General features: G+C 41.8%; 5 protein-coding genes. All 5 read right to left on the bottom strand.

All coding sequences use genetic code 11. From position 1 onward, the window contains the following. Window positions 1-11: 11 nt before the first annotated feature. Entirely contained in the window at window positions 12-992 is a 981-nt protein-coding gene (locus MKO06_RS06610; RefSeq protein WP_241549966.1) for an exostosin domain-containing protein, read from the bottom strand. 122 nt (window positions 993-1,114) lie between these two features. After that, window positions 1,115-1,597 (bottom strand): UpxY family transcription antiterminator, encoded by a 483-nt coding sequence (locus tag MKO06_RS06605; protein WP_241549964.1) that lies wholly within the window; start codon window positions 1,595-1,597, stop codon window positions 1,115-1,117. Window positions 1,598-2,221: 624 nt separating this feature from the next. Further along, window positions 2,222-9,799 carry a S8 family serine peptidase gene (locus MKO06_RS06600; protein WP_241549962.1) on the bottom strand — a complete coding sequence of 2,526 codons (7,578 nt, stop codon included), beginning with the start codon at window positions 9,797-9,799 and terminating at the stop codon, window positions 2,222-2,224. Window positions 9,800-9,804: 5 nt separating this feature from the next. Beyond that, a complete protein-coding gene (gene porV / locus MKO06_RS06595; protein ID WP_241549960.1) occupies window positions 9,805-10,872 on the bottom strand; it encodes a type IX secretion system outer membrane channel protein PorV in 1,068 nt (355 codons plus the stop codon). Between the two features lie 172 nt (window positions 10,873-11,044). Further along, on the bottom strand, window positions 11,045-12,634 hold the full coding sequence (locus MKO06_RS06590; protein WP_241549958.1) for a tetratricopeptide repeat protein: 1,590 nt from the start codon (window positions 12,632-12,634) through the stop codon (window positions 11,045-11,047). Window positions 12,635-12,777: the final 143 nt, after the last annotated feature.

Here is a 12,777-nt window from a genome sequence, read left to right as displayed (position 1 = left end):
AGTAGGAAAGTTCAGAAAAATGCCTTGAGGTTTCTTATTTTGTTAAGCGCCCTCTGTGGAATAGTCCAGCCATTTTCCCATTGAAGTTTAAGCGAGTTCCAACGTTCTATTTCCCTGGCCCTGGACAATTCTGAATTCGATTTAATTAAAGCAAGAACAGCGTCTGCATAATACTTAGTTATACAATCGGAATTAAAATACTTTTCCCAGGCCTCAAAAGCCTTTTTACCTAAGTCTTCAGCCCTGTATTCATTTTCCTTTAAAAAGGAAGCCAGGCGATTAATTTTTCTTTCCGGAAAGAATAGACTGAATTTTTCCCATTCAGGTCCGGCAGGAGGAACGTAACTATCTGCTATGATAACCGGACACCTACCTAAAGCCATACTTTCATATATCCTGAAACTAACAGGTGCCCAACCTGCCGGGCAGAGTGAAAATTTAGATTGGAGTATAAGCCGTACATAGGCCCTTTTTTCGCTTTCACTATGGTTTAGCCAACTATTTGTGGTTTCCAGCAAAAATCTATTATCATCCTGGTAAAGTTCAAGGAGTTTCCGCCTTAATTTATTAGACTTTACATTACCTCTCCAGGAGGCCAGGTATTTTGCTCCAGGCACCTCATCTAACCTCTCAAATACATACTCGTTAGGAAATTGCATAAATGGTACGATAGCATTTTCAGTACTATTAAACCTTTCCCTGGGCAAGCTTGTGTACAAGCCTTTCAATAGTCCGGTTGCACTGTCTTCAGAATTCAAGGTAAAGACCTTATGAGGAAATTCTGAAATAACCGGATCTGCAAGCAATTCACTTCTATACCTGAAATTCTTAAAAGAAGATCGTTCCTGAATGATTATTGCATCGGCCATTTCCGGGGAAAATACCTCCTGCACCTCTTCCCTGTAACCCAACTCCATTTTTATAGCCTTAAGTACTTCACCTTTAGGGTCTGCCAGCCGGGAAATTGAACTATCAAGATAAAGCAACTTCATAAGACCTCTATTTTGGTAAACACATGATAAAGGTGACTGTGGAGTAGAACCAATATTTGTAAAATTATGTCCCAAAACCAAGGGAAACTACGTATTGAATCCTATGAAATGAGTCATAACGCTTAGGTCTGCAAACTTAATTCGTTGAGTCGAAGGTTCACGGTTACCCCCAATTCCTGAAGCACCAATCTTATTCTTTTTGAACCCAATTCCTGGACCATTCCTACCCGCTCTTTAAACGGACCAGATTTAATTCTTACCCGGTCACCAGGACATATATTTCTTACTTCAATATTCTCGATCCTGTCATCGTTCAGCCAGGCCTTGATAAGGTCAATCTCTTCATCCCTTGCAATGGCTGGTTTTCCCAACCAGAACAAATACCGGATCACCCCGGGAAATCCAAAGACCTTTGACCTTTCTGAATTTTTTATTCGGATGAAAACATAAGAGGTAAATAAAGGTACTTCAAGCCTCTTCCTTCGGTCACTCCATTGCCGGACTACCGTAGTCGTAGGACAAAAAACCTCAAAATTCGCATCCCTTAAGGAATCGGCTACTTTAATTTCAGATTTAGGCTTAGTGTACAGTACAAACCATCCCATAAAATTTCTTTTTCATGATTACCTAGTCTTACCTGCTAAGAAGAATCAAACTTTTGTTAGTTATTCGTTCACCAGATTTTACGCAACGAATCAATATAATTTCGAAAGTTTGAGATTTAAGGTCAGGGCTTCGCCACAATAATCCCAATAGAGGATCACTGAAAATATAAATGGCTTTTTGCCAAAGGGCAAAATAACTTAGGGCACGGGGGGAAGAAAATAAAGATAAAGGTAAGGGTTAGGGGCCGGTTAATTAAGTGTAATATTAAATAATAGTTGATTATACTTTTTAATATGAAGTGAATTTAAGAAATAGTTTCGATTCAAAGCAAATGGTTTTGTTAATTTTTTAATTTTTTCCAAATTTTCAAAAAATTGACCAAACCAATTAATTATTGATAATCAACGACCTACAGGATTTTAAAATATTAATTAGCCGTTCGTTCACATCAAGTGCATTATAGTAACCTTAACAATTTCAAAAAATTATTCAAAACCGAACACCAGGATTCAAAGACCCTGTAAATCTCAGTTTTCCTATTTTGAGACTGCCCACTACTGCACATAAAAAAACCCGGCTCTGTAGGGAGGAGCCGGGTTAAAAAAGATGGAATCTAAATCAAACTAATTCTTCACAATCTTTTTGACAGATCGGGCATTCTCTGTGGCAATTTCCACAAAGTATATACCCGGACTAAGATTAGCTACTGGCACTTCGATCATCGAATCTGAACCTTCAGATTGTGTAGATTTTACCAGGGCTCCCAGTGTATTGTAGAATTTGATGCTCATCTTCTCCATCACTGGTTTATACATTTTAATGAACATGGTTTCGTTCACCGGATTAGGATGTACTTTCCAGCTTTCTTCAAGCACACTATCCTCAAGAACTTTATTCACCACCACGATATCAAAAGCGGTGGTTACCTCTCCTCCACGGCCATCAGTTCCTTTTAAGGTAATGGTAGATGTTCCCAGTCTAGATGGGCTTGCCAACATGATTTCATCATTCAGGAAGATATCCACCACATCATTGTTAGCTTCCGGCCTAAAGCTGTTTACCTCATCTCCATCAGGATCTGTGAAGATTTCAGAAAGATCCAAACGGTACTCCCCGGTATACAGGTTGATGGTTTGAGTTCCAATGGCAGTTGCCTCCGGATTCCTGTTCACATCAATCACTTCTACCGTGATGGTTGAAATCCCTTCAATTCCATTTTCATCTTCAAGCATGATCTCGAAGGTATGAATACCAGCATCTTCAAAGTCTGGACTGAAAGTGAAACCTACCATCCCCTCTTCGAAACTAAGCTGGGTCTTTGGATTATCCTCTACCAATCTAGCACCGGTAACCATATCCCCTTCAAGATCTGAAGTTCCTAAAGTGATGTTCAGTGTTTCATTTTCATTCACGTAGTATCTATCGTCAAGAACAAGGTCTGGTGCCTGGTTGATCTCAAGAGTTACAGGGATCTTAACCGTTTCCATTTCAGGATCATTAGTTCCAATGATCAGGTTAGCCTTGTTCTGCGCATATTCTGCTCTTTCAGGGATCAGCTGAACTTCCACCTGGTCTGTTGCTCCGGCAGCTATTTCGCCTTCCGTCATTCCGGCTATATTTATCCAGTTCTTCTGGGCTGCTTCTATCTCGCCGGCGCGTACCATCCAGCCTGATTCAGGAAAACCACCATCACCCAGGTCATACCAGTTACCTGCATTGAAGAATTTGAACCTGTTTCTTACATATTCATCTGTATTGGCAACTCCCTGTGGGAAGTCGGCACCCAGAGGATAAGAGATCACAACATAGAACTTCTCGTATGGCTGCATTTCCACGACTTTATTCAGTTCAAATGTTAGCATTTCTCCATCAAAATCTTCGGCATCAACTGTATGATTCACAACTTCGTTATGTACAGCCTCTCCGGTCTCCACCTTATCTCCAACTCGAATCTCAATAGTAATATCTGAATTTAACCAGCTACCTGGCGCATACCAGGTTTGAATATGCGATAAATTGAATCCTGTTTCAGGCGCTATGAATTCGGTGGAAATGATGAATTCTGAAGTTCCGTCAAAACCTAGAAGGGTCGCAGGCGCTGTAGCATCATCATAAGATAACAGATTAGCAAATTCGGTATTGTACTGAACAGCAACCTGGTTACCCGAATTTGAAGTATGAGCCTTGCTCAACAAGGTTGCCTCGCTTCCTGAGTTTTGAGCAGCCTGCGCAGGTTGTGCGTCTGGCCTGTCATAACTCATTCCAATGGTATACACTAAAGGTGATTCTCCGTCGATATTTCCAAAATCCAGTATATGGCTATAAATATCATTGGTATAAGCCAGATGATAGATTGGATCCTGGTTAACTGTAAATACCGGAGGCGCTTTGAAGTCTGCCATGATCGGCATTTCTTCGGTTGTACCATAATCGGTATCCACAATTACGGCATTCGTATAGGCCGAATTTGGAGCCTGAGGACTAACTGTAACCCTGAAGGTCTTTGATTCAAAACCAGGTTCAACCGTAAATACATCGGTTGGTCTTACCGCCGTCCAGCTAGGTCCAAAGAATCCGCTTACAAGATGTTCGACTTTAACGGTTGAAGGATCCTCAACTCTTAAGTTGGTCACCGTCATGTCCTTCTCTCCCGTATTGGAAAAGCTGATTTCTTCTACGAATGAAGCACCTGGAAGAAGCATTTTCTCTCCAAGATCCAAAGTATCCGGATTAAAGCTGAACATTGGTTCACCGCTTACAGTGATCTCTACTGGCACTTCCACTTCAGGAGTGAGCGGTGTATTATTAATAAGCTTCAATGACTCAGTATATACTCCGGCATTAGAGCCCATGCTGCTAATTGTAAGATCATAAGATCTGCTTTCGCCTGCTTCCAGGGTTTCCTTTTTAGCTGGAAAAATATCTACCGCTACACCATCTGCAACGAAAGGCTGGGCAAATACGATCTCTTCACCTTCTGTTCCGTCTTCATTCTCGATCCCTATTACACCTCCAGCAGCCGAACCATTCTTATACTGGAACTTGATCTTTCCATTTTTATAAAGAATGGCCTGGAAACTATAGGTTGGGCTAAATCCACCAGGTGTATAATTTCTCCACTCGAAAACAACCTTATCATCAAAGGCTTTCATGAATCTTCCCCATTCTGCCTCATCTGAAGTTACAGAAGGTCCTCCAGTGGCGAAATAAGGAGCGATCATCGCATTTAGATCGTCTTCTCTGGGAATTCTATTCGGGAAAAATGTAGAATAAGCTTCATTAACTTCTTCCTGAAGACTTAGAACACCCTGTGTTCCCATCCAGATCTTTGAGTATTTCTTTTGATAGAATTCAAATTCGAACGGCAGTTCCAGTTGCTCCCAGAAATCTCCGTTAGAAAGATAGAATGGAACTTTATCTTCCAAACCAAGCTTTATCCACTGGTAAGTCGGTTTAGATCCATCATCGTAAGTTGTTCTGTATACATACGTAAAGTCTTCTACAGAATTCTGAGCTGCTTCGGCTTCATTCACTGTAACATGCTCTGAGGCTGCGATTGCATACTCAAGAGTTGATTGTCCCGTATTGGAAACCTTAAAGCTTCTTTCCACCTCTTCATCTGGAGCCATAGACTCAGCATAAGAAGTTTCCATCACTTCGATCGCAGGAGCAGCAATGATCTCCCCTGTAAAGCTTACCTCATGCTTATCTCCTTCTCCATCTGTGATCACCAACATGTCATCAATTGGACCAAGCGTTTGCGTATCCAGGCTATACTCTAAATAATAAGTCTGGTTAGGCTCTATCACCACGCTGTTCTCTCCTTCAAAGCTTAGCTGCCCATTGGAAAATGCGATATTAGTGATATTCATCACCCTGGATCCTTCGTTCTTCAGTTCGATAACACCTTCAACGCTCGCTTGCTGGAAAACATCGCCAAGTTCCACCTCTGTTTCACTAAGAACCAGGTTAGAAACTCCGCCTCCAACTACGTTCAGGTTGATCTCGACAGCCTGTGAACTATTGAACGGATCGTTAGAAAGAACTGAAATATATTCGGTATGATCTCCTTCGATTAGTTTTTCCCCATCAACAGTGATCACCACATCTTTAGATTCTCCTGGTTGTATGAGTCCTTTTGCTTCAACAACATCTTTTATAAGACCAATACCCGGGCTATGGATATGTACGATCTGCTGAGGTCTGTGAGGTAAACTTACCTGGTCATTCTGTGAATGTAAAAGTACCCCATCGTTTCTTTCCGCATTTTCGATCGCAGCGTAAAATCCGTTTAACTGGTATGCGAAAAGTCCTTCGAACTTGTCGTAGATAAACTTAATATCCCCATTGCTGTACAATTCGATCTGGAAAGTGATCGCTACATTATCGCGGTCCCTATCATTTCTAACATCAGTATACTGAAGCGTGAATTTTCCAGGTTCTCTTTTATAATGAACACTTCCTCCTTTACTAAATGCCCATTCTTTCATTAGGGCTGCTATATAACCGTCTGGCAGGTGCGTACGACCATAACCCGGAGAGGAAGCAAAATTACTGTTCGTAGCCATGGTGATTGCACCCTGGTTGGTAATATACAGGTTATCATAAGAGTCCCCGTAGTAAGGGAAATCAAATCCAAGCTCTACATTATAAAAATCCTCACCTGAGTTTCTGATAAAGAAATCAGTTACATCGGTTCCTGAAGTTGAAATGTCATTAAATTCATAACCATTATATGGAGTAGTCTCTGCCACATAATTAAACTTCTGAACATATTCAGGAAGATTATCGATATGGCTTAGATCATCTGCAAATGCAGGGAAACCGAACTGTAATGGATATTCCCCATTATTGGTAATGGTAACGTTTGCCTGGGCCGAATCTCCAACCATTAAATTATCCAGATCGATCACAGAAGGTGCTACGGTCATTTCAGCAGGAGCTGTTCCCACACCGAAAACGTTGAACTCATAAACGTCACCTGCTGCACTGGTCATTTTGATCACCGCATTTTCATTTCCTATTCTAGAAGGTGTATAGGTGATAGACATCGTGGTCTCATCCTTTGCAGGAATGTTCAGGGACCAGGTAGACGAATTTACCTTGAAGGCAGGATTGGATGAAGTAACAGACTGAGTTCTGAACCTTCCCAAACCGCTGTTTACGATAGTCATCTCTTTTGTAGAGGAAAGACCATTGAATACAGTTCCAAATTCAAGAATATTATTCGTATTCAGGGCTGGTTTCTGTCCTGAAACCGTAAGCTTCATAGGAACCCTGTAAAAAGGAGTATCCTCATCATTAGACTGGATTACGATATTAGAATAATAATCACCATTTACCAGGTTACTACCATTCACATCAACGTCCATGTTCATTTCTCCCATGCCGTTTATCTCACCTTCAGCGGGAGTTAAGGTTGTATATTCACCCAGAGGCTCTGTTTTACTGGCTGCTGTAACGACCCATACAAAATTATCTCCTCCTAAAGCACTCTCAAGCGACTGCCAGGTTTCCCCAAGGTCAAAACTCATCAGACATCGATCTGAATATTCCGGACTGGTTTCCGGAGCTACTCCTGCCGGGTAAAGATTTCCTGCCGGAATATGAAAAACGATCCAGAAAGATTCTCCCTGCTCAAAGAAAAGCTGCTCATTAAGCTTTAGAGGATAATAACGTGTATCATCTTCTGAGCGTCCTACAAAACGATCATCACGATAGATCAGGTTATCCTCATTAATTTGATTCCCCTTATAGATTTCCATCACAGCAGGACCATCTTCCTGGTCCAGCCTGAAGTAAGAGGTAACATCGGTTAAATTGAAACCTTCTGGGTTGGTAACATCAAATCGAGTTGCCGTTGAATTTGTTTTTGTGGTGTCTTCTTCTCCGATAATATAGATTGGAGTTGGACTGAAGTATTTCTTTTCAGAAGCTTCCCATGCATTTTGAACAGCGCCGTTAGATGCAAAAGCCTCGATAGCTTCGATCTGCAGCATCTCAATTTTATTGGTTCCTGCGGAAGGAGTTCCTGCGGCAGGCAACTGTATGCTATTAAAAGAAGCCTGGTTTGAAACTTCCCTGGTTTCCGCAGTCCATTTAAGGATTCCATTCTGAAGGTTCTGGATCTTCATACTATCCATAGCAGAAGTTTCCATCTGAACATCTAGAGAAAATTCAAAGTTAGCGGTTTCTGAAGCAATATCTGGTCCCTCGTTCGTCATGCCGTTAAGAACAGCAGACATTTCAGAAACATTGCCCCATCTGTCTTCAGCCACAACCGCGAAATAATAATTGGTATTGAATTCCAGGCCTTCTACCGTAGTTTCGATAAGATCTCCTACTTCACGAAAATCGTTCTTAAGGATCATTTCAGACTTTGCACTCATATCGGCATTAGTAGACCAGTACACTCGATATTGATATGGTGTCCCATCCCCGTTATCTGCAGGCACTGTAAAGCTGAAATTTGCAAAATCCTGTGAAATTCCTTCTAATGTAAAATCGTTTATCGCATCAGGTGCCTGTTCATCATTCGGCATAACTGCAAGCAGGGCATCCAAATACCCAACACCCAATTTTCCAGTATAATCAGGGTTGTGTGATTCAATATCTCTTACTCCGGTTAGCAGGCGATTCTTAAGTTGTTCGTTAGTGAATGAAGAAGAACCATATTGTGAAACAATTAAGGCAGCCACACCAGAAGCATGTGGAGTTGCCATAGAAGTTCCCTGCATATATCCATATCGGTTACCAGGAAGAGTACTCAATATTTGATTCTTATTTCCCTGGCTCACGTCACCACCTGTAGTAGAAAGGTCTACCCAATCACCGTAACTCGAATAAGGTGCTTTGCTATAATTTGTTCCGGTAGCAGCTACTGCGATAGTTTTTTCGTATACCGCTGGGTAATGCAATTCTTCAACACCATTATTTCCAGCAGCGAAAAGCACTACTCCTCCTTTCATAGGACTTCCAGGATATTTCCCAGCTTCTTCCACGAAATAATCGATAGCATCCAGAACTGCCTGCTCATAGTAACCACTGCTCTGATAGCCCCATGAATTCTGAGAGATCACCGCTCCATTATCGGCACCATATACGATGGCGGCAGCAAAATTTCCACCTCCATTTTCACTGAACACCTGTGCTGATATAATTCGAACACCGTCTCCGTTCCCGGAACCACCGGCAACTCCGGCTACCCCTTTGCCGTTATTGCTGGTGGCGGCTACTGTCCCGGCAACGTGTGTTCCATGGTCCTGGGGTATTATCTCACCCTTTCCATCTGCAAAGTTATACCCGTAGACATCATCAACATATCCGTTAAAATCATCATCAACACCAGGTTCTCCATAAAGCTCGGCCTCGTTGATCCACATATTATCCTTAAGATCCTCGTGTTGAGCATCCACACCACCATCTACAATGGCCACAACCACATTGGAAGTTCCTGTCGTTATATCCCATGCCGGCTTCACATTGATGTCTGCCCCGGCCTCAGATCCTGGAAGCGTTCCATCGTTAAACAGATGCCACTGATCGTTCAAATAAGGATCGTTGGTAGTTAGAGGCGCTGAAGCAACAGTCGGACTTTTAGCTTCGGTTACACCCTTATAATCAAGAATTTTTACACGAACTGGCTCTGCGGTGGTTACGTACTGTACCGTACCATATTCGCGGGCAACAGCAGCCATATCTGCCTGGCTGTTCACCTCTACTTCATACCAGAGATGAAGCCCGTGTTTTACGTGTTTGAATTCGTTCTTTCCGGCATCGGGGAACACCCTAACCATTTTTGAGGCTGCATATTTCTCGCTTACCTTATCGAAACTTTGCAGCCCGGTTTTTAACTGCCCGGCAGTGGAAGATTGTTTCATCCCCTTTACCACAGTTTCTAATTGATTCGGTTCGATTTTTATTCGAACCTTACCTGGCACAAAATCCTGATTTTGAGCCAAAACATTTAAAGAACCAACGACCAAGAACATGATGCTCAGGATCCCCAGTTTTTTAAACAAATAAGTAATTTTATTCATGATTTTATTTTTGTTTGGAAGTTGCTGATTCTGATTCTCTTGAGATTCAAGTTCAACCAGCTCCTTGCTTTTCAATATGTTTAACATTGAGCGCAGTGCCTTTCGCTGTGAAGCGTTCCGGTTTAACCAGTTATCGACACTCTCATCATCCCGCTCTTTCATTGAGTTTATTTAGTTTGAGCCACTACTTCATCATCATCGATCTCCACATCTGCCGCATTATTGTTATTCCCAAAAGCATAGCTCAGGGAGAAACGCATTGTGTTTTCTAAAGGACTTGCCACATCTGAAGTATTGAACAGGTAAGACAGGTCAAGCCTGGCACTTTTAAATGCGATACCTCCTCCCACAGTTGCGAATTGCCTGTTTCCAGAACTTTCAGCTTCATGGAAATATCCGGTACGCAAAGCGAACACATCATTGTACTTGTATTCTGCTCCAAGTGCGTAGATCAAAGAACCAAAGTCGCTATCCTTAACCAGTAGAGAATTGATCTCAACATTCGCGGCGATAGAATTCTTAGGATCCATAATCAACTCATATCCAGACCCAAGTTTCAGGTTAGTGGGCATCTGCGATTTAGGAGCCCCATCTACCAGCTCTACGTTAAATCCAATGTTACTTAGAGACATACCTGCACGCCAGATTCCGTTGTTCTTACCCAGCTTCATCATATCTGACTGGTAATAAGCACCTACATCGGCCACGAAAGTATTCATGTCTGAACCTTCGTCACCCAGCGCATAATCTGCACGCACATATCTTCCGGTCACAGCGGTTGAAAAGTTTTCGCTTAGCTTTAAGGAGTAAGACCCGTCGATAGCAACTTCATAAGGATTCTGACTACCTAAATTGTTTCCGTTGGCATCAGACAGGTCTATACTTCCATAAGAGAAATAACGCATTCCCACACCCCAGGTACTTCTTTCGTTGATCCTTCTGGCAAACGAAAAACTACCAAGGAATACGTCATTTGTAAGGTTTCTAAGCCAGGGAGTATAGTTCACTCCCAGTAACATATCACCCTCCATAAAGGTATATTTGGCCGGGTTAAAGAACTGAGAGTAGGCATCAGTAGAAGTAGCGACTCCCATATCTGCCATACCCCCACTTCGGGCATCAGGTACGATTAAGAGAAAGGGTGCTGCGGTTGATTGCACCCCGGAGGTCTCCTGGGAAAAACCTACCTTCACAGATAAAGGTATCAGGAGTAACCAAAACAATAATTTCTTCATTTGAATTAAGTTTTTAGCGCTTTCTTAAGAGCGCCTGTTAAAGATTTCCCAAATGAAAAAATAATGTTAAGTCTACTTTAAAAATTGGCGTGACAAAATCTATACATAGCCATTTTTAGGCGTTACAATACCTATACAACAAGTCGGTTTATGTTGATTTTCAGTTTATTAACTACAAACTGTTCAAAAAGGTGGTAAGATTGACTTCAGAGTTCGTTATACCCAATTTCTTACGCAAACGGTACCTTCCAACATCGATCGTACGAATGCTCTGTCCGGTCAACGAAGAGATTTCCTTGGAAGAAAGTTTCAGTTTTGTGAAGGCAGCCAGTTTCATCTCGTTAGGAGTAAGCTGGTAATTTGAAGAAAGTTTTTCGTAAAATTCAGAATGTACTTCCTGGAAATAGAGGTCGAATTCGTCCCAGGACTCATTATTATGAAAATGTTTTAGTTCCCTGATGATATCGGTGATCGATTTATCACCCTGTGCCTTGGTCATTTTCTTGACGGCCCGAAGTTTTTCAGTTAACCCGGAGATCATTTCATTCTTTTGAAGAAGGAACATCAGGTTGGACATTAGTTTTTTGTTCTTATAATCCAGTTCCTGGTGTAAAAGGTGCTTTTCCTTTTTAATATTTTCGGTTTGTAGCTGCTCTTTTTTGGTTTTGATCATTTGAAGCCGGTATAGGATAAAGGCTATAATCAACAATAAAACAAGCAGCCCGAAAACGAATTTATAGACCGTTTCCCTGTATCTGCGGTTCTTTTCTTCGATCTGTTTCTCAAGCTCAAATTCATACTTGGCCTTTAGGCGCTCCTGGTTCTTGATACTTTCTTCGTTGAAGACCGCGGCCCGGGATTCCATTTCCATTTGCTGCATTCTAAATGCCTGCTGAAAATTGCCTCTTTGCTCATAGATTTCTTTCAGGGCCTGAGCATTTTCTATGACTTGTTTCTCGTAGCCCATTTTCAGAGAACGTTCCAGGGATTTCCTCAAAAATCCTTCAGCCTGGCTGGGTTGATCAAGTTCAATGTAAATAGCGCCTATGTGGGTTTCAGACTGGGCGATCCCCAGGGAATAATTGCCCGTTTCTCTAATTTCCAGGGCCTTCTGGTGCCATTCCAGCGCTTCCAGGTAATTCTGCCTTTTAACCTCCAGTGAACCCATGTTGCTATAAGCGTTTGCCAGGTAATACTGTTCTTCAAGCTTTTTGGATAAGGAGATAGCCTTTTGATAATGCTGTTCTGCCTCATCGTAAAAACCAAGGTTTTCATTCGCTATACCCTCGTTGTTATAGATCACTGAAAAGGGCACCAGGTTCGTGGCGGAGGAGTCTGCTCCATCAAAATTTTCCCTGATGCTTTTAAATCGATCAAGGGCTTTTTGATATTCTTCAGAATCGAGATAGATATTCGCTATGCTGATCTCGGCATATAATTTATACTGGGCATCATCATCCAGCCCTGATGCCTCGGCGATCTCCAGATAAGTTTCAAGTGCCCTGTCTGATTGTCCCTGGGTTAGATACACGTTCCCAATGTCCAGCATGACCCGGAACCGTTTTTTGGTGTAATTTTTATCGGCCAGGAACTGGTCGAGCTGTTGGTAATAAAAAAGAGCTGAATCCAGGTTGGTTTCGCGTAATTCCTGCGCCTTTTTATAGATTTCTGAATAAAAGAGACTATCTGCCTGGTTTAACTGCTCTTTTTGAGCAGAACCATTAATTCCTATTAAAAGCAATACATATAATATCCTCCTCATCGCTAATTTTCTAACAGGACTTTCGCATTAAAATTTTGTGATTACTGAACATTTAGGGTCGCGCAAAAATAGAATTTTTGGCATATTATCCTGATTTCCAAAGCACATTTTTACAGGGAAATATTTAACCACTTTAAAACTTT

This window comes from Christiangramia oceanisediminis (assembly GCF_022570735.2).
GTDB classification, from domain to species: Bacteria; Bacteroidota; Bacteroidia; order Flavobacteriales; family Flavobacteriaceae; genus Christiangramia; species Christiangramia oceanisediminis.
This window is presented reverse-complemented; position numbering and strand designations above follow the sequence as displayed.

Coding starts and splice junctions, on each gene's coding strand:
- MKO06_RS06590 (WP_241549958.1), bottom strand. CDS start 12,634: ATGAGGAGGATATTATATGTATTGCTTTTAATAGGAATTAATGGTTCT.
- porV (WP_241549960.1), bottom strand. CDS start 10,872: ATGAAGAAATTATTGTTTTGGTTACTCCTGATACCTTTATCTGTGAAG.
- MKO06_RS06610 (WP_241549966.1), bottom strand. CDS start 992: ATGAAGTTGCTTTATCTTGATAGTTCAATTTCCCGGCTGGCAGACCCT.
- MKO06_RS06605 (WP_241549964.1), bottom strand. CDS start 1,597: ATGGGATGGTTTGTACTGTACACTAAGCCTAAATCTGAAATTAAAGTA.
- MKO06_RS06600 (WP_241549962.1), bottom strand. CDS start 9,799: ATGAAAGAGCGGGATGATGAGAGTGTCGATAACTGGTTAAACCGGAAC.